The sequence below is a fragment of the Sphingomonas sp. J315 genome (assembly GCF_024666595.1).
Taxonomy (GTDB): domain Bacteria; phylum Pseudomonadota; class Alphaproteobacteria; order Sphingomonadales; family Sphingomonadaceae; genus Sphingomonas.
The window spans coordinates 782606-801055 of sequence record NZ_CP088296.1; the positions used below are offsets into that span (position 1 = coordinate 782606).

Below are 18450 nucleotides of genomic sequence, written 5' to 3' on the forward strand. Positions count from 1 at the left end.
GACATCGCATCGGACAGTCATGTCCCGTTTCACCTTCACCATCCACGCCACCGACGGCAAGGCGCGTACCGGCACGATCGCGATGCAGCGCGGCGAAATCCGCACCCCCGCCTTCATGCCGGTCGGCACCGCCGCCACAGTCAAGGCGATGAAGCCCCAGGATGTGCGCGCGTCCGGCGCGGATATCATCCTAGGCAATACCTATCACCTCATGCTGCGTCCCACTGCCGAGCGGGTCGACCGCCTCGGCGGGCTGCACAAATTCATGGGCTGGGATCGCCCGATCCTGACCGACAGCGGCGGCTATCAGGTGATGAGCCTGTCCGACCTCACCAAGCGCAGCGAAGAGGGGATCGTCTTCAAGTCGCACCTCGACGGCACGCGCCACATGCTCAGCCCCGAACGCTCGATCGAGATCCAGCGGCTGCTCGGGTCGAACATCGTGATGGCATTCGACGAACTGGTCCCGACCACCTCGACGCGTGAGGTTCAGGCGGCGGCAATGGAACGCTCGATGCGCTGGGCAAAGCGCTCGCGCGACGCGTTCGACGCGGGCGGCGACCATGCCGCAAACAACGCGATTTTCGGCATCCAGCAGGGTGCACTCGATGAAGGGATGCGCAAGGCCAGCGCCGACGCGCTGCTCGACATCGGCTTCGATGGCTATGCGGTCGGCGGCCTCGCGGTGGGTGAGGGGCAGGAGGCGATGTTCGGCTGCCTCGACTATGCCCCCGGCCAGCTCGACGCGACCAAGCCACGCTATCTGATGGGCGTCGGCAAGCCGGACGACATTGTCGGCGCGGTCGAGCGCGGGATCGACATGTTCGATTGCGTTCTCCCCACCCGCTCGGGCCGCACCGGCCAGGCATTCACCGCAAACGGTCCGATCAACATTCGCAACGCCAAATTCGCCGAAGATCAGGGGCCGGTCGACCCGCACTGCGCCTGCCCGGTCTGCGCGACCTGGAGCCGCGCCTATCTCCACCACCTCGTCCGCGCGGGGGAGATATTGGGGGCGATGCTGATGACCGAGCACAACCTCCATTTCTATCAGTCGCTGATGGCCGATCTGCGCGCCGCGATCGCCAAGGGGCGACTCACCGCCTTCGCCAATGCGTTTCGCGCGCAATATTATGGCAGGCGCGACTGATTGCACCCGCCCCGTCCCTGTCCTACTCCTGTGACACAGAGGAGTATCCAGTGACCGACAAGACCGACGCCGCTGAAGAGATTGCAAACGAAATCACCGCCGCCGCACGTCAGGCGCGCGAGATCGCCGAGCGGGCGGAAGGCACGCCCAAGCCCGGCGATGCGAAGAAATGGCCGCTGGCGCAGATCGGCATCGGCATCGGTTCCGCCGCACTCGCCGCCGCCGTGATTTACGCCGCGCGCAGCCGCAAGAAAGACTGACCCTCCCTCCCGACCGGAGACCGACAAGATGCGCCTGACCCGCACCGCGCTGTACCTGAGCGCCGCCCTGCTCCCCTTCGCCGCACAGGCCCAGCAGGCCGCACCCGCCGCACAGCAGCAGCAACAGCAGATCGCCGTCGCCCCGCTCGACTTCACCGAACGGACGCTGCCCAACGGCCTCAAAGTCTATGCGATCCGCGATACCAGCACCGCCAACGTGTCGGTGCAGGTCTGGTACGATGTCGGCAGCAAGGACGATCCCGCGGGCAAGTCGGGCTTCGCGCACATGTTCGAGCACCTCATGTTCAAGGGTACCAGAAACCTAGTCGACGAACAGATGGACCGGCTGACCGAGGATGTCGGCGGCTATAACAACGCATCGACCGCGTCGGACTACACCAATTATTTCGAGGTCGTCCCTGCCAACCATCTCGAGCGGCTGCTGTTTGCCGAGGCCGACCGGATGGCCACGTTGGTCGTTGACGAGAAGGTCTTCGCCTCCGAACGCGATGTCGTGAAGGAAGAGCTGCGCAGCCGCGTGCTGGCCCAGCCCTATGGCAAGCTGTTCTACGTCTATTTCCCCAACATCTCCTACACCGTGCACCCCTATGCCCGTCCCGGCATCGGCAGCATCGAGGATCTGGACGCGGCGAATATCGACGATATTCGCGCCTTTCACGCTACCTATTACCGGCCTGACAATGCCGTGCTGGTCGTCGCCGGCAATTTCGACCCCGCCCAGCTGGCCAAATGGGTAGACAAATATTTCGCGCCGATCGCGAAGCCCGATCGCCCGATCCCGCGCGTGACCGTCGCCGAACCGCCGCGCACCACGGCGGTGCGCAAGACGGTTTATGAGCCCAACACTCCGCTGCCTGCGGTGCTGCTCAGCTATCAGCTGCCGCCGGACAACGATCCCGATCTGCCCGCGCTGACCGTGCTCGACGGGATATTGTCCGGGGGCGAGAATTCGCGGCTCTATCGCAACCTCGTCTATCGCGATCAGCTGGTGGCGCAGGCCGACACCTTCCTCGATTCGCGCCAGTCGACCGGCGCCTATGCGATGTACGCGATCCTGGCCGGCGGGAAGTCGGCCGAGGATGGCGAACAGGCGATGCGGCGCGAGATCGCCGAACTGCGCGACACGCCGGTCAGCGCCGCCGAACTTGCCGAGGCGAAGAACGAGATCCTGACCAGCGCGCTCAAGAGCCGCGAGACGGCGGAGGGCAAGGCGTCGACCCTCGCCGCGTCGATCATCATCGACCGCGACCCGCGCCACAGCGACCGCCAGCTCGCCGACATCGCCAAGGTGACCGCCGCCGACGTCCAGCGCGTCGCGCGCAAGTATCTGGGCGACAATCAGTCCGCGGCGCTCATCTATCTCCCCGACGCCATGGCGCAGGGAGCCAAGGGCGACACGGTTGCAGTCGCTGACACGGTGAAGGTCGCACCCCTGGTCGCGCCAAAGGACATTGTCATCCACACTGCGGCGAGCGAGGCGGAACGGGTTGCTGTCCCCGCCCCCGGCGCGCCCGTCGCCCCCACCATCCCCAACGCGGTCGAAACGAAACTCGCCAACGGGATGCGCGTGATCGTGGTCGAAAAGCGCGACCTGCCGATCGTCACTGCGACTGTCGTTTCCCCGGCGGGCGGCGCCAAGGATCCTGCGGGCAAGGCAGGTACGGCCGCGCTGGCAGCATCGCTGCTGACCAAGGGAACAGCAACGCGCTCAGCCGAACAGATTGCACAGCAGATCGAATCGCTCGGCGGATCGATCAGCGCCGGGGCCGACTGGGATGCCGCCTTTGCGACCGTAACGGTCAAGGCCGATCAGGTCGAACCCGCGCTCACCGTGCTCGCCGATGTCGCGCGCAACCCTGCCTTCGCGCAGGATGAGATCGACCGCGCGCGCAAGCAGACAGTCGACGGCGTCACCGTCCAGCTAGAGAATCCCGCCGCACTGTCGGGCATCGTCGCCAGCCGCGCTGTGTTCGGCGACCGCGCCTATGGCAACATGCTGTCGGGCAGCCCGACCTCGCTGCCGCGGATCACGCGACAGGATGTCGTGTCCGCCTATGGCAATTCCTGGCGTCCGAACCATTCGGCGCTGGTCATCGTCGGCGACATTGGCAGCAAGGATGCAACCACGCTCGCGCAGAAACTGTTCGGCGACTGGCAACGCGGCGCACTGACAATTCAGGCAAGCGCGGCCCAGCCAGCGCTTGCCCCGCGCGTGATTGTCGTCGACCTGCCCGAAGCTGGTCAGGCCGGCGTGGTTATCGCGCGTGCCGGCATCGCGCGCAGCGACCGCGACTTCTACGCGGCACAGGTCGCCAACGCCACACTCGGCGTCGGCTTCACCTCGCGCCTCAATCGTGAAATCCGCATCAAGCGCGGTCTGGCCTATGGCGCGGGCAGCAGCGTAGACGCACGCCGCGCGCCGGGCATCGTCACCGCCTCGACCCAGACCAAGAACCCGTCGGCCCCCGAAGTGGTCAAGCTGATCGCCGAGGAAATGACCAGGCTGGGCGCGGCCCCGGTCCCCGCCGCCGAGCTCGAATCGCGCAAGGCGGTGCTGGTCGGCAGCTTCGGCCGCCGGATCGAACGCACCGACGGCATCGCCGGCGCGCTCGCCGACTATGTCGCCGACGGCGTCCCCCTCGACACGCTGCAAAAGTATATCCCGTCGATCCAGGGCGTCGATCCGGCAGCGGTGCAGGCAGCGGCCAAGAAGGTGCTCGACCCGAGCAACGCCAGCATCGTCGTGGTCGGCGACGCAAACGCGTTCGTGGACGAGCTGCGCAAGAGCTACCCGCATCTGGAGGTGATCCCGGCCAGCGCGCTCAACCTCGACAGCGCGACGTTGAAGTAGCGATTGGCGGGGCGCTGGCTACCACATGGTTTCGGGTGCCCCATCAAATGCTCAGATTTGTCTCATGACCTTACCGACCGCCTAGCCCACCTCCGCCGATGGACACGCTGAGGGGAAGGCAATGACGGGTGAAGGCGTCGGACAGGCGAAGCGCTGGCTGAAGTGGTATAGCTTGCTCGCGGCGGTCCCTTTCGGCTTCGGCCTCCTGCGCGCTTGGCTGGAATTTTATCTCATCCTGCCGATACTGGTTGGCTTGGCCGGCCTCTATCTGGCAGCGATCGCAGTTACCGTCCGATGGTCCATCGCCGCATGGCATGCGAAGCCGCTGGGTGTGACCCTGACACGGCGACTCGCGACGATACTGATACCGCCTTCGCTGCTTCTGACGGCGATTTGCCTCTTTCCTCCGTTGGGACAGGCTGGCGGCCGGATCGGCCTCATCGCACAGATCACGATGTACGGTCAGCGGTTCGAGGAGATTATTGCAAAGGAAGGGGCCACCCCAACCGCCGATGGTCGGGGCGAATTTCGCGGAGTGTCCTATTGGATCGACCCCGGACCACCGGTCCGGGTGGCCTTCTTTCCAGAGGGGTTTCTCGATAATTGGTCGGCGCTGATCTACGACCCTACCGGCGAGATGATGCAGGCTGATGGCTTTGATCCGGTCACGGGCAAATTCCGTGCAGCTGATCGCGTGACCAAGCTGTTCGGCGGAGACTTGCTTTGGTGTCGCCCGATTTGGGGAGACTATTACGAATGCGGCTTCACCTGACCCGACACTCGAATCCCTAATATTAGCTTAACTATCAATCGTTTCACCCCGGGACGCGTCCAAAACGGCAGCAGAAATTAAACCTTCGTAGCTCTATATGGCAGGCTCGGGATTCTCTCCCGGCGGGACGAATATGCTGCGGCGGATGACACGGATACAGCTGAGGGGCCTTGCGGCGGCGCTGATCGCGTCGCTGATCGGAGCCGGCTTTTCCGCACATGCCGGGCTGACTGCGCTGCACGCGTCGGAGCAGGGCGCGCAGCGCGCCGGGCCGGAGCCGACCGGATACGAGGCGGACGATCATTTCCCCGGCGCCGCCTTCTACCAGCTGGCCGATGACGACGCGATCGGTGCCCCCACCCAGGGCGCAACCGGCACGGTCGAGCTGCCCGACACGCCGGTGCCCGAAGGCGCGGCGGTCGATCCGACCATCCGCCCCGCCCCGCCGTTCGAGCTGCGCGGATCGGCGCAGGACAAGGCGCGCGCGCTGCAATGCCTGACCACCGCAATCTATTACGAGGCCGCGACCGAACCCGATGACGGCCAGCGCGCGGTGGCGCAGGTGATCCTCAACCGCGCCCGCCACCCGACCTTCCCCGGCACGATCTGCGGCGTCGTCTTTCAGGGCTCGGAAAAGCCGGGATGCCAGTTCAGCTTCGCCTGTGACGGCTCGATGGCGCGCAAGCCGTCGCGTGCCCATTGGGACCGCGCCGCACGGGTTGCATCGGCGGCACTGGCGGGCGGGGTGTTCGCGCCGGTCGGCATGGCGACCCATTATCATACCCACGCCGTCACCCCCAGCTGGAACAAGAGCTTGGTGATGACCGGCGTGTTCGGCGCGCATTTCTTCCATCGCTGGAAGGGCTATTGGGGCACCGGCGCGGCGTTCACCCGGAGCTATCGCGGCGGTGAGCCCATGCCTGGACCGAAGATGCAGGTCGCGGCGATGTCCGCTACTCCGACGGCCAAGCCCAGCCCGGTCGCAACTCCGGTCGCGACCGTCGGCGCGGTGCAGCGGCCCGGCAACCCTTTGCTCCGCCCCACGCCCGCCGTGCCGATGCCGAAGATCGAACGCCCTGCCCCGCGTCGCGACGAGGCCGAAAGCGGCGACCCGCTGCCCCGCTATGCCGAGCCTGCCGACTCGCAGGTGCTCGATCGATGGAAGGACAGCGGCAAGCCGATCCGCTAAACCAAAACGGCCCCCGCACCGGGGTGCGGAGGCCGTCATTGCCAGCAGGTAACGTCGGCGCTTAGCGGCGGTTTTGCCAGTCGCGACGTTCCCACCGGATCTTGCGCGCCAGCACGTCGAAGCGCCGGTCGAGGTCGGCCCGCTCGGCCACCGTCAGGCCCGGACGGCTCTGGCGATACCGTGCCTCAAGGGCGACGATGCCCCGGAACTCGGCGCGCAGGCGCATGGCCTCGGCACGGGTGAGCTGGCCGTTGCGCACGCCCTGGTCGATCCGGCGATCGAGGATCGCCTGGCGCTGGTTGATGTTCCACCAGTTGCCAGCACCCTGGTCATCGTGTCGCTCAGCGCGAATCTTGCGCGACAGTGCGTCGAAGCGGCGGTCGAGATCGGCGCGTTCGGCCATCGTCAGGCCTGGAGCCGAGCGGCGATAGCGAATCTCGAGATCGGCAATGCCGCGGAACTCGGCGCGCAGACGAGCCGCCTCGCCACGGGTCAGCTGGCCGTTGCGAACGCCCTGATCGATCCGGCGATCGAGCTGCGCCTGACGCTGGTTGATATTCTGCCACCCGGCCTGCGCAGTAGCGGCGGGAACGGTGGCGGCGGCGATGCCAAGACCGGCAACGATCAGTGCAATCTTCTTCATCGACTTTCTCCTCTTCAAATTCGTCGCCGCATCGGCGGCTGTCCCCTTTATGGTGAACAGGTGTCTCAGCGATTTGGCGGGAATGTCGTTATTGTGTCGCGGCGTGTCGCACCTGCGACAGGTCCGTTCATAATCGTTAACGGGTGAAGTGTTCTATCTTGCCAAAACACCTTCAAGGAGTCATCTTGACGTCATGCTGAACCTTCTTTCCCTCGTCACCGGTGCCGTCGCGCTCCTCATCGCGCTGATCGGCATCCTGCCCATCCCGCTGCTGCCGCTGGTCAACTGGATCGCTTTTCCGATCGCGGTTGTCGGGCTGGTATTTGGTCTGCTGTCGAGCGGCACCGCAGGCCGGAACCTCAACATCGTGGTGCTGGTGATCAGCGGGCTGCGCCTGTTCCTGACCGGCGGCCTCATCTGAATCGACGGAAACGCCCCGGCTGTGAGAGCCGGGGCGTTCCATCATCGGCGTTAGCGGCAGCGCACATTGCCGCGGTCGATCGACGCGCCTAGCGCCGCGCCGCCAGCCGCACCGAGTAGCGTGCCCAGCACGGTCGACCGCCCGTTGGACAGCGCGTTGCCAAGGAAGCCACCGGCGATCCCACCGACGATCAGGCCGGTCGTACCGTCGCTACGGCGGCAATAATAACGCCCGTCGCGCCCGCGATAGATGCGGTCTTGTCGGCTCAGGCGACGCTCCTGATAATAGCGACCGTCCCGATAATAGTCGTCGGCATAATACGCCCGCTGGCCGCGCGCCGGGCGGTTCCAGTCATAGTTGCGATATTGGCGCCAGTCGCGGCGGTCGGCACGGAGGTCCTGACGCGCGTCGCGCAACTCGCGCTGATATTCGCGCTGCGCAGCACGGCGCTCGGCGGGCGTGTCGGCGCGACGCATGTCACGGCGATAGTCGCGCTGCGCGTCGCGAACCTCTTCGCGATATTCGCGGTTGGCTTCACGCGGTGTCTGCTGGGCGAACGCGGGGACCGGCGCGAGTACGACCGATGCCATCATCGCGGCGATAAGGGGGTACGCATGGAAACTCTCCTGCATCTTGGAATGCCGCATAAACGGCCCGATGCATCGGGAGGTTGCGTGAACGACAAACTACCCTGCGTTCATGTCCCGGCCAGCTTCAGATGCGGGTATCGCCGGGATAGGCGAAGAGCAGGTCGGCATCGGGCGACGCGGTCACGACCACGCTACCGGAGATGCTCAGGCAATCGCCCGCCTGCCATGCAAGACCGTCCGCAGCGCCCCTGCCCTGCACGGGGATCAGCCAGCCGACCGCGTCATGCGGCAGTCGAATCATGCGATCCCCGCCGATCCAGCGCTCCAGCACGAATTTGGGCCCCTCGACCAGGATCGTCCGGCCATGCTCGACCACGCCCGGCCCGGTGTGCGGAACCCATGGCTCCAGCACCGCAACGTCGACCCCGTCCTCCAGATGCAGTTCGCGCGGGCGGCCATAGTCATAGAGGCGATATGTTGTATCGCTGTTCTGCTGCACCTCGATCAGCGTGATTCCCGCGCCAATCGCATGGACCGTCCCGGCGGCTGCATAGATGAAGTCCCCGGCACGCACCGGTTTCCAGTCGAGCAGGTCGACGATCGACCCGTCCCGCGCCGCCGACCGCAACGTATCCGCATCCACGCGCGCGCGCGGCCCGATCGCGATCGTCGATTCGGGCTCGGCATCGAGGATCAGCCAGCATTCGTCCTTGCCGCGCGGCAATCCCCGCGCTTGCGCCGCCGCGTCGTCGGGATGGACCTGCACCGACAGCTTCTCGCTGGTGAACAGATATTTGATCAGCAAATCGGGCGTGGCATCGCCCGGTTCCTGGAACCAGATTTCACCGACGGGCTCGCCATCCGGCGCGGGGTCGTCAAAGCCGGGCCAGAGGCGATGCCGCCCCCAGGGCTTTTCGACACGGTGCATGGCCAGCAATTGGACGGGCATCGGTCCTCCGTTGATGCGCGATAGGGTCTTGCATCAACGCCCGGATTCTGCGCGTCGATCCGCTTCACCGCAAGCACCCCCAAAAAACATTTCGCGAGGCCGCAAGGCTCGGCTAAGAACCGGCGCGATGCGTATGCTTTCCACCCGCTCGCTGGCACTTGCCGCAGTCGCCTTGGCCCTTCCCCTCGCTGGCTGCGCCAGCGGTGCCGGCAAGCGTGCCGACCTCCCATATGTCGCGCGCGACGTGGGCACGCTGTACACCACGGCAAAGGACCGGCTCGATCGCGGCCAGTACAAGCTCGCCGCCGCGCTGTTCGACGAGGTGGAGCGCCAGCACCCCTATTCGGTCTGGGCGCGCCGCGCCCAGCTGATGGGTGCCTTCGCTTATTATCTCGACAAGAACTACACCCAGTCGATCCAGTCGGCGCAGCGCTTCCTCGCGGTCCATCCCGGCAACCGCGACGCGCCCTATGCCTATTATCTGATCGCACTCAGCTATTATGAGCAGGTCAGCGACGTGACCCGCGACCAGAAGATCACCCAGCAGGCGCTCGACGCGCTGGGTGAGCTCAACCGCCGCTATCCCAATACCCGCTACGCCGCCGACGCGCGCCTCAAGATCGACCTTGTCCGCGACCATCTCGCGGGCAAGGAGATGGAAGTCGGGCGCTATTATCAGACAAAAGGGCAATGGCTCGCATCTGTCATCCGCTTTCGCACGGTGATCGACCAGTATCAGACCACGACCCACACCCCCGAAGCGCTGATGCGCCTGACCGAGAGCTATCTGGCACTCGGCGTGAAGGACGAGGCGAAGAAAGCCGCAGCCGTTCTGGGTGCCAACTATCCGGGTACCGAATGGTATGAGCGCGCTTATGAGCTGGTGCAGAAGCATGGCGAGCCGGTCCCGGTTCCCGCGCTGGTGACGCCTGCGGCGCCCCCGGCGCGCGACGAAACGCCAACGCCGAAGCCCGCGACTGACGAGACCAACTGAAAGCCGAAGCGCCCCTGATGAAACGCCCCTCCCAAGGCGGAACAAAAAGGGGTAATGCAGGCGCATGTTGACCGCGCTTTCAATTCGCGATGTGGTGCTGATCGAGGCGCTCGACCTGGATTTCGGTGCCGGCCTTGGCGTGCTCACTGGCGAAACCGGCGCCGGCAAGTCGATCCTGCTCGATTCGCTCGGCCTCGCTTTAGGCGCGCGCGCCGATAGCGGGCTGGTGCGGCAGGGGGCGGCGCAGGCGGTGGTCACCGCCAGCTTCGAACCCGCCGACCCCGCGCCGATCGCCGCACTGCTCGGCGAAAGCGGGCTCGACCATGACCCGTCCGAACCGCTGACGATCCGCCGGCTGGTCAAGGCGGACGGCGGCAGCCGCGCCTATGTCAACGACCAGCCCGCCTCCGCCGGATTGCTGCGCGACCTTGGCGCGTTGCTTGTCGAGATTCACGGCCAGCATGATGATCGCGGTCTGCTCAACCCGCGCGGCCACCGCGCGCTGCTCGACATCTTCGGGCGAGCCGATACGGCTGCCGTCGCGGCAGCACATCGCGCGCTGCGCGATGCCGAGGACGCGCTCGCCGCCGCGCATGCTGAACAGGAAAACGCTGCGCGCGACCGCGAATGGCTCGAACACGCGGTCGCCGAACTGACCAAGCTGGACCCCGAACCGGGCGAAGAAGCCGTGCTCGCCGAACGCCGTGCGACGATGCAGCGCGGCGAAAAGATCGCGGGCGAGCTTCAGGCCATCGCCGACCTGATCGACGGATCCGACGGCGCGCTCACCCGGCTGCGTCAGGCGGCACGCATCCTCGAGCGCATCGCCGAGGATCACCCCGCGCTCACCGAAGCGCTCGCCGCGCTCGACCGAGCATTGAACGAGGGGAGCGCGACGCAGGACGGGATCGACACCGCCGCCGAAGCGCTCGCCTTCGACCCGGCCGCGCTGGAAGCCGACGAGGCGCGGCTGTTCGAACTGCGCGGCCTCGCCCGCAAGCACCGGGTCCAGCCCGACGACCTCGCCGACCTCACCCGGACGCTGGCCGAACGGCTCGAGCGGATCGAGGGCGGCGAAGGGCTGATCGCCCGCCTCACCGCCGATCTCGCGACGGCAGAAACAGCCTATGTCGCGGAGGCCGAGGCGCTCTCGGCGACCCGCACCGCTGCTGCCGCGCGGCTCGACGCGGCGGTCGCTGCGGAACTGGGCCCGCTCAAGCTCGACGCCGCCCGTTTCCGCACCACCGTCGAGCCGTTGCCCCGCGACCAATGGTCCGCCGCCGGCCGGGACCGGGTGGAGTTCGAGGTGTCGACCAACCCCGGCGCGCCCTTCGCGCCGCTGATCAAGATCGCGTCGGGCGGCGAGCTGTCGCGCTTCATCCTCGCGCTCAAGGTCGCGCTGGCGGAGGAAGGCGGCGCACGCACGCTGATCTTCGACGAAATCGACCGCGGCGTCGGCGGTGCGGTGGCGAGCGCGATCGGCGAACGGCTGGCGCGGCTCTCGGCCGGTGCACAATTGCTGGTCGTCACCCACAGCCCGCAGGTCGCGGCGCGCGGCGCGGCGCACCTGCTGATCGCGAAAAGCCATGACGGCACCGTCACCCGCACCGGCGTGCGGCAGCTCAGCGAGGACGAACGGCGGGAGGAGATTGCGCGGATGCTGTCGGGGGCGCAGGTTACGGACGAGGCAAGGGCGCAGGCCGGAAGGCTGCTGGAGGCGGCCTAATTGCCCCGGTTCGCGATCAGGTCGATCTCGGTCCCGCCATCGCCGCGCGCCGACAGGAATACGACATAGGCCGAATCGTCCCGCGCCCGGGTGCCGCCCAGCACATGCTGGCCGTCCTTCAACTGATGCTCGGCCGAATAGCCACCGCGGACGGCGCGGGTATAGTACCAGTCGATCATCGTCTGGAGCGGCTGGGGGGTCGAGAAACTGACGACGCGCAGGCCGCACTGACCGCCTTCTGCCCCGGCCGCTTCGGTTACGCGGGCCTGGGGGTGGAGCGGCATGTCGGCGGGGAGGCGGGCGGCCCAGCCGGCGGAGTAGCTCAGTTTCGCCGCGCAGTCGGCGGTGCGGCGGTCCTTTTGCCCGGCGGCGAGACCGGCGAGGGTCACCGACTTGTCCTGGGCGTCGCAGGCATCGCACTTGCCCTCGACAGGGGCCGGGGCCTTGAGCAGCTCGCCCTCGGCCGGCATCGCGGCTTTGGCTGCGGCGACGGTGTCCGACGGGATCGGCGCCGAATAGGGCTGGCCCGGCGGGCGGATCGCGTCCTTGTTCGATTGCTGGGCGAGCTGCGGATCGACCATGATCTGGTCCTGTAGCGCGCCCATCAGCGCCGGATCGGTCGAATTGCCGCCGATCGAATCGTCCAGCGCATCGACATTGCCCGCCTCTCCGCCACCACAGGCGGCGAGCGCCAATGGCAGCAACAGGGTGGCAATCGCGTTCGCCCGACGGCTCATCATCACGCTCCGCATCCCCGCAAAAAAGCTGCGGGATTTGGGCCAAGGTGATGACAGGCCAGGGTTAAGGAAGCGTTTGCCGGTTCCTCACCCCGCCTTCTTCACCCGCGCCTTCTCCGCCGCGATGAACGCGTCGATCTGGGCGTCGAGAACGTCGAGCGGGACGGCGCCCTGTTCGAGCACCGCATCGTGGAAGCGCTTCAGGTCGAACTCGACCCCCAGCGCCTTTTCCGCCCGGGCGCGCAGCTCGCGGATCTTGATCTCGCCCAGCTTGTAGCCCAGCGCCTGCCCCGGCCAGCTGATATAGCGGTTCACCTCGGCATCGATATTCGCCGCCGACAGCGCGGTGTTGTCGAGCATGAACTGGACCGCCTGTTCCTTGGTCCAGCCCTTGGCATGGATGCCGGTGTCGACGACCAGACGGCAGGCGCGCCACATCTCGTAGGACAGCCGCCCCATTTCCTTTTCGGGGGTGTCGTAAATGCCCATCTCGATCCCGATCCGCTCGGAATAGAGCCCCCCACCCCTCGGTAAAGGCGGTGAAATTGGCGAGGTAGCGGCGGAATTTCGACGTCTCCAACTCCTGCTGCAGCGCGATCTGGTGGTGGTGCCCCGGCACCGCCTCATGCGCGGTCAGCGCGGGCAGCTCGTAGAGCGGGCGCTGGTCGAGCTTCGAGGTATTGACATAGTAATGGCCGGCCAGCCCCAGCTCAGGATTGCCCGGGCCGTAATAGGCGGTGGTCGTCCCCTCCGCCGTCTCCGCCGGGATGCGCTTGAGGCCATAGGGCAGGCGCGCCATGCGGTTGAAAAAGCCCGGCATCTTCCCGTCAATCTCCTTGGAATGGACGGCAGCGGCGGCCATCAGCTCCTCGGGCGTCTTGGCGTAATATTTGGGGTTGGTGCGCAGCTCCTGGACAAACGCCTCGCGCGTCGCGAAGCCCGCCTTCTTGGCCACTTCGACCATTTCGGCGCGGATGCGCGCGACCTCGTCCAGGCCGATCTTGTGGATCTGTTCGGCGCTAAAGTCGGTCGTGGTCAGCTGACGGATGCGGAAGGCATAGTAACGTGCGCCGTCGGGCTGCGTCGACACGCCGACCGCCCTGGCGCATTTGGGCTCGTAACTGGTGCGATAGAACGCCGCCGCCTTGGCATAGGCCGGGTTGATCACTTCGGTGACGGTCTTCCTCGCCCGAGCCTGCAGCGCGGCCCATTCGGCGTCGGTCGCATCGACCGGCTTCTTGCGATTGAACGGCGCATAGAAACGCGATTTGGTCGGGTCCTGCTGGATCACGCCGGTGATCGTCTGTTCGAACCCGACCAGGCTGACGCACGGCTGGACATAGCCGCCCTTCACCGCCTTTGCAGTGATCGCGATCAGCGTGTCGTTGGTCTTGGGAAACTGATCGAGCCGGTCGAGATAATGGCCATAGTCGGCCTTGCGCCGAAAGGCGGTCCGCTCCCCCTGTCCCGCCGCGCCCTGCCAGGGGTTGGAGTAGCTGGTGAACAGGATCGTCCGCTGGCCGAAGCTGTTCGCTTCGATGCTCTCCGACAGCAAGCGGCGCAGGATCGCCTTGTCGGTGCGCTGGATCGGAGTGAGGCCGGCATCGGGGATGGCGTCGAGGCGCTTGAGGAACACCGCTTCCGCCGCAGCGCGACGGTCTTCGGCGGCGAGGCTGACATCGCCGACCGCGATCGGATCGATGTCGACACCGACCGAGCGGGCAAAGCCGGGATTCTCCCTGAGCACCCAGTCGAAATGTTCGGCGAGCAGGGCGCGGAAGTCATCCTGCGGTCCCGCGATCGCCGGCGCGGCAACCAGCGCGGCGGCGAAGGCAGCCCCGGCGAACAGGCCGCGGACAGCGAACCTTACATTTTTGGCCCCGTGTACGGGGACGTGCGCGGAGCGGCGAGCGCATGCGTGAACCGGAGGGAAAATAGCCATTTCAGGAGGCAAGCAGAGGAAATCCAACATTGCAAGCGATGCGTGCCGCACCCGGAATCACGTCCTGCAAATAAGTTTGTATTATAAACTTGTTTTCGTGTATCCAATGCGCGAGTTTGATTCTCCGAGGAGGCTTGCGATGGATGATTCCGGTACCCCGCCCGTCCGGCTGCACGCGCTGGATGCCGTGCGCGGCGGCGCGCTTTTGCTGGGGGTGGCGTTTCATGCGAGCCTCAGCTTCCTGCCCGGCCAACAATTCTGGGTGGTGCGCGACGCGGCGGACCCGCTGATCGGCAATTTCGCCATCGTGGCGCACCTGTTCCGGATGACCTTGTTCTTCGTCATCGCAGGCTTTTTCGGGCGGATGCTGCTTGAACGGCGCGGCACGGGCGGGTTCATCGGTGACCGCGCCAAGCGGATCGTTGCACCGCTCTTCGCCTTCTGGCCGATCTTGCTGGCAGCGATCATCGCGACGTTCGTGTGGGGTGCAGCGGTGATGAACGGCGGCACGCTGCCGACCGATCAGCCGCCGCCCCCGCCGGTGACCGCTGCGACCTTTCCGCTGACCCATTTGTGGTTTCTCTATCTGCTGATCTGGCTCTACCTCGCCGCTCTGGCGCTGCGCGGCATCGCGCAGATGATCGACCGGCAAGGGCGGATCGCGGCGCGGATTGCCGATCCGCTGCTGGCGGGTGCGATCCGCTATGGCGCAGCGTCGGTGCTGCTTGCAGTGCCGGGCTTTCTGGTGCTGGCGGGGCACCCCGGCTGGGCGCCGGTGATGGGCATTCCGACCCCCGATCTCGGCCTGATCCCCAATGCCGGCGCGCGCGCCGCCTATGCCACCGCCTTCTTCACCGGATGGATGCTGCAGCGTCAGCCCGTCCTGCTCGACAGCATCGCCGCCCGCTGGCCGCTGCACATGATCGGTGCGGTAGTGATCACGGGCGGACTGCTGATCCAGATTTCCGGGGCCACCTTCTTCGCCCCTGCCAGCCGCCCAGCGCTCGCCGCCGCCTATATGATCGCCTCCTGGTGCTGGACGCTTGGCCTGCTCGGCGCGGCGCTGCGCTTCCTCGACGCGGAGCGGCCCTGGGTCCGCTATGTCGCCGACTCCTCCTACTGGATCTATCTGGTCCATCTGCCTGTGGTCGCGGCATTGCAGGTGCTGGTCTATCCGGTCGCCGCTCCGGCACTGGTCAAGTTCGCCATGGTGATCGCGGGCGCTTCCCTTATCCTGTTCGCCAGCTATCACATTCTGGTGCGGCGCAGCTTTCTGGGTCGCTGGCTCAACGGTCGCGCCTATCCCCGCGCCGCCCGGTCCCAATCGATGGAGGTGCAGACCGCATGACCGATCCGTCCCAGAGCATGCGCGACGACCTCGCCTTTGTCCGCGCGCTGGTGAGCGAGGGCGGCAAGGTGCAGAGCTCTGCCGGAGAGGCGCTGCTCGCCGGGGGCCTGTGCTATGGCCTGCAATGCATCGCGCAATGGGCGCTGATGATCAGCGCTTGGCCCGCGCCTGCCATCGTCCACCTGACCGCCGGGTTCCTGCCATCACTGATTTTCATCGCGCTGATCGTGTGGATCGTGCGGCGCAACGGATCGATCGCACCGCAGGGCATGGCGATGCGTGCGCTCAATGCGGGGTTCGGCAGCACTGGCCTCGCGACGCTGACCACTGCGGCGATCTTCGGCTATCTCGCCTGGCACCGTCAGGACATGGGGGGTATGGCTGTTCCATCCGCTGATGGTCGCGGTGCTGCAAGGCGCGGCGTGGTACATCGCCTTTGCGATCCGTCGCCGCACCTGGCTGGCGCTGATTTCGGCGGGATGGTTCATCACCGCCTTTCTCGGCGCGCTGGCGCTGGAGCGGATCGACCTGTTCCTGCCGCTGATCGGCGTGGCGTTACTGCTGCTGATGGCGCTGCCGGGCTGGATCCTGATGCGCAGCGCGGCCAGTAGCTGACCGCGATGAAGGATTTCGACATCGGGCAGATCGACGACGTGATCCACGGCCGCATGCGGCTGGGGATCATGGCCTATCTGGCCGATGCCGAGGTCGCGGATTTCAACGAACTGAAGACACTGCTTCAGGCGACGCAGGGCAATCTTTCCGTGCATCTGCGCAAGCTGGAGGAGGCGGGCTATATCGCGATCGACAAGAGTTTTTCGGGGCGCAAGCCGCTGACCCGTGCGCGCATGACGCCGGCCGGGCGCAAGGCGTTCGCGGCGTATCTTGAAGCATTGGTCAAGCTGATCGCATAAGGAACGGCATTGCGGCCAGCGAGTTGCAGTCGCAATCGCGCCCGTGCCCTGCGGAGACCTGACCAGATGCCGGCCAAGTGACGACCGCCTCATCTCCCCGCCGCACGCTGCGCGCCGTCGATGTATTCGCGCTGACCGTGGGAATCGTCATCGGTGCCGGTATCTTCCGCACGCCGGCATTGGTCGCGGGGGTTGCGGGCGACGCGACCACGATGATCCTGGCCTGGATCGCGGGAGGGCTGCTCTCCATTGTCGGCGCGCTCTGCTATGCCGAGATGGCGGCGGCATGGCCGCATATGGGCGGCGATTATCATTTCATCGGGCGCGCGTTCGGGCAGCGGATTGCCTTTCTCTACGCCTGGGCGCGGCTGGCGGTGATCCAAACCGGGTCGCTGGCGCTGCTGTCGTTCATCGTCGGTGATTATTTGCAGATATTGCTGCCGCTCGGCGCATTCGGCCCGGCGATTTGGGCAGGCATTGCGGTCATCGCGGTGAGCGCGATCAACTGGCTGGGGGTGCGCTGGGGAACGCAGGCGCAGCGCTGGCTGACGCTGGCCGAGGTGGTCGGGCTGGTCGCGATAATCATCGCGGGCTTCTCGCTCGCGCCGCCCGACGCAGTTCCGGCAGCACCGGGCGGCGGCGCGCTGGGCCTGGTGATGGTGTTCGTGCTGCTGTCTTATGGCGGATGGAGCGAGGCGGTTTATGTCTCGGCCGAGATGAAGGACCCGCCGAAGCGGATCGCGGCTATCCTGTGCGCGGCGCTGGCTTTGGTCACCGCGCTCTATGTGCTGGTCAATCTGGCCTTGCTCAACGGGCTAGGAATGGCGGGCATGGCCGGGAACGACGCGGTCGCGGCGGAGGTGATGCGCCGCGCATTCGGCCCCGCTGGCGCGGCGGCGATCAGCGCGGCGGTGGCGGTGGCGGCGCTGACCAGTGCCAATGCGACCGCAATCACCGGTGGGCGCACCGCGTGCGCGCTCGGGCGCCGTATCGCGCCACTGGGGTGGCTGGGACAATGGGATGCGCGCCGCGACACACCGGGCAACGCGCTGGTAGCACAGGGGGCGGTGGCGCTGTTGCTGGTCGCGTTGGGCGGATTTGCGCGCGACGGGTTTCGGGTCGCGGTCGAATATACTGCGCCGGTGTTCTGGCTATTCCTGCTGCTCGCCGGATTGTCGCTGTTCGTGCTGCGCCGGACCGAGCCCGATACGCCCCGTCCGTTCCGGGTACCGCTCTATCCCGTTCTGCCCGGGATCTTCTGCGCGACCACCGCGTATCTGCTATGGTCGAGCCTCGCCTATACCGGGTGGGGCGCACTTGCCGGCGTCGCCGTGCTGGTTGTCGGCGCGTTGTTGCTGTTGGTCTTCACCCCCGAAGCGGAGATTGAGCCATGAAGCTGTTGATCCTCGCCGCCGCCAGTCTGGTCGCCGGAAGTGCGATTGCGCCGCCTGCGACGCCGCCGTCCGTCGCCGCGAGCCAGACCCCCGACGTGATCTATGTCCCCACCCCGCCTGCAGTGGTCGAGGCAATGCTGGACATGGTCGATTTGCGCGACGGTGACATACTCTATGATCTCGGCTCGGGCGACGGGCGCATCCCGATCGCTGCGGCGAAGCGCAAGCAGGTGCGTGCCGTCGGAATCGACATCGACCCGCAGCGGATTACTGAGGCGAACGCCAATGCCAAGGCTGCGGGCGTCACTGGCGAGGTGACGTTCAAACAGGCCGACCTGTTCACCAGCGACTTCAGCGACGCGACCGTCGTGACACTGTACCTGCTCGACACGCTGAACGAGAAGCTCCGTCCGAAGCTGCTCGCAGAGCTGAAGCCGGGGACGCGGATCGTCAGCCACGCCTTTCGCATGGGCGATTGGGAGCCGGAGAAGGAAGCCGAGGTCGACGGCCGGACGATCTATTACTGGACGGTGCCGCCGCGCGGATAGC

18 protein-coding genes and 1 pseudogene are annotated in these 18450 nt (G+C 66.3%); 13 read left to right on the forward strand and 6 right to left on the reverse strand.

Annotation, left to right across the window (positions count from 1 at the left end):
- Positions 1-19: 19 nt before the first annotated feature.
- The 5 genes from tgt to LRS08_RS04245 all read left to right on the forward strand — a co-directional run bounded on the left by tgt (position 20) and on the right by LRS08_RS04245 (position 6243).
- Positions 20-1150 carry a tRNA guanosine(34) transglycosylase Tgt gene (tgt, locus tag LRS08_RS04225; RefSeq protein ID WP_257844766.1) on the forward strand — a complete coding sequence of 377 codons (1131 nt, stop codon included), beginning with the start codon at positions 20-22 and terminating at the stop codon, positions 1148-1150.
- A 50-nt stretch (positions 1151-1200) separates the two neighbouring features.
- A complete protein-coding gene (locus tag LRS08_RS04230; RefSeq protein ID WP_257844765.1) occupies positions 1201-1410 on the forward strand; it encodes a hypothetical protein in 210 nt (69 codons plus the stop codon).
- A gap of 28 nt (positions 1411-1438) precedes the next feature.
- Positions 1439-4282, forward strand: a complete 2844-nt coding sequence (locus LRS08_RS04235; RefSeq protein ID WP_260481378.1) for a pitrilysin family protein — start codon at positions 1439-1441, stop codon at positions 4280-4282.
- Positions 4283-4403: 121 nt separating this feature from the next.
- The gene (locus LRS08_RS04240) at positions 4404-5054 is read left to right on the forward strand and encodes a hypothetical protein (protein WP_257844763.1); all 651 of its coding nucleotides are present in this window, start codon (positions 4404-4406) and stop codon (positions 5052-5054) included.
- Positions 5055-5199: 145 nt separating this feature from the next.
- On the forward strand, positions 5200-6243 hold the full coding sequence (locus tag LRS08_RS04245) for a cell wall hydrolase (RefSeq protein WP_257844762.1): 1044 nt from the start codon (positions 5200-5202) through the stop codon (positions 6241-6243).
- Between the two features lie 61 nt (positions 6244-6304).
- Here LRS08_RS04245 and LRS08_RS04250 read toward each other — a convergent pair whose 3' ends face one another.
- Positions 6305-6886, reverse strand: coding sequence for a hypothetical protein (locus LRS08_RS04250; RefSeq protein ID WP_257844761.1), 582 nt, complete (start codon positions 6884-6886; stop codon positions 6305-6307).
- Between the two features lie 193 nt (positions 6887-7079).
- On the opposite strand from LRS08_RS04250, the gene LRS08_RS04255 reads away from it, so the two are divergent.
- On the forward strand, positions 7080-7307 hold the full coding sequence (locus tag LRS08_RS04255) for a hypothetical protein (RefSeq protein WP_224921392.1): 228 nt from the start codon (positions 7080-7082) through the stop codon (positions 7305-7307).
- Positions 7308-7357: 50 nt separating this feature from the next.
- On the opposite strand, the gene LRS08_RS04260 is transcribed toward LRS08_RS04255, so the two are convergent.
- Complete coding sequence (locus tag LRS08_RS04260; RefSeq protein WP_260481379.1) at positions 7358-7954, reverse strand: glycine zipper 2TM domain-containing protein; 597 nt, start codon at positions 7952-7954, stop codon at positions 7358-7360.
- A gap of 67 nt (positions 7955-8021) precedes the next feature.
- Positions 8022-8846 (reverse strand): class I mannose-6-phosphate isomerase, encoded by an 825-nt coding sequence (locus LRS08_RS04265; protein WP_257844759.1) that lies wholly within the window; start codon positions 8844-8846, stop codon positions 8022-8024.
- A 127-nt stretch (positions 8847-8973) separates the two neighbouring features.
- Between LRS08_RS04265 and LRS08_RS04270 the strand changes: the two genes are divergently transcribed.
- A complete protein-coding gene (locus LRS08_RS04270; RefSeq protein WP_257844758.1) occupies positions 8974-9840 on the forward strand; it encodes an outer membrane protein assembly factor BamD in 867 nt (288 codons plus the stop codon).
- Between the two features lie 64 nt (positions 9841-9904).
- Positions 9905-11566 (forward strand): DNA repair protein RecN, encoded by a 1662-nt coding sequence (gene recN, locus LRS08_RS04275; RefSeq protein ID WP_257844757.1) that lies wholly within the window; start codon positions 9905-9907, stop codon positions 11564-11566.
- On the opposite strand, the gene LRS08_RS04280 is transcribed toward recN, so the two are convergent.
- The 3 genes and pseudogenes from LRS08_RS04280 to LRS08_RS04290 all read right to left on the reverse strand — a co-directional run.
- The gene (locus LRS08_RS04280) at positions 11563-12306 is read right to left on the reverse strand and encodes a hypothetical protein (RefSeq protein WP_260481645.1); all 744 of its coding nucleotides are present in this window, start codon (positions 12304-12306) and stop codon (positions 11563-11565) included. The two genes, recN and LRS08_RS04280, sit on opposite strands and share 4 nt — an antisense overlap.
- Positions 12307-12390: 84 nt before the next feature.
- Positions 12391-12930 (reverse strand): DUF885 domain-containing protein, encoded by a 540-nt coding sequence (locus LRS08_RS04285; RefSeq protein ID WP_312026678.1) that lies wholly within the window; start codon positions 12928-12930, stop codon positions 12391-12393.
- Positions 12881-14275, reverse strand: a pseudogene (locus LRS08_RS04290) (DUF885 domain-containing protein); the annotation flags it as partial. The pseudogene LRS08_RS04290 and the gene LRS08_RS04285, both read right to left, overlap by 50 nt.
- 109 nt (positions 14276-14384) lie before the next feature.
- Between LRS08_RS04290 and LRS08_RS04295 the strand changes: the two are divergent.
- The 5 genes from LRS08_RS04295 (at position 14385) to LRS08_RS04315 (ending at position 18449) form a co-directional block, all read left to right on the forward strand.
- Positions 14385-15593, forward strand: a complete 1209-nt coding sequence (locus LRS08_RS04295) for an acyltransferase family protein (RefSeq protein ID WP_257844754.1) — start codon at positions 14385-14387, stop codon at positions 15591-15593.
- Positions 15590-16204, forward strand: a complete 615-nt coding sequence (locus tag LRS08_RS04300; protein WP_260481380.1) for a hypothetical protein — start codon at positions 15590-15592, stop codon at positions 16202-16204. Before LRS08_RS04295 ends, LRS08_RS04300 begins: the two co-directional genes overlap by 4 nt.
- Positions 16205-16213: 9 nt before the next feature.
- On the forward strand, positions 16214-16507 hold the full coding sequence (locus LRS08_RS04305; protein ID WP_257844751.1) for a transcriptional regulator: 294 nt from the start codon (positions 16214-16216) through the stop codon (positions 16505-16507).
- Positions 16508-16584: 77 nt separating this feature from the next.
- Positions 16585-17901 (forward strand): APC family permease, encoded by a 1317-nt coding sequence (locus LRS08_RS04310; protein ID WP_257844750.1) that lies wholly within the window; start codon positions 16585-16587, stop codon positions 17899-17901.
- Positions 17898-18449: a cyclopropane-fatty-acyl-phospholipid synthase family protein gene (locus LRS08_RS04315; protein WP_257844749.1), complete on the forward strand. Its 552-nt coding sequence runs from the start codon at positions 17898-17900 to the stop codon at positions 18447-18449. The genes LRS08_RS04310 and LRS08_RS04315 overlap by 4 nt, the downstream gene beginning before the upstream one ends.
- The last annotated feature ends 1 nt before the right edge of the window (position 18450 follow it).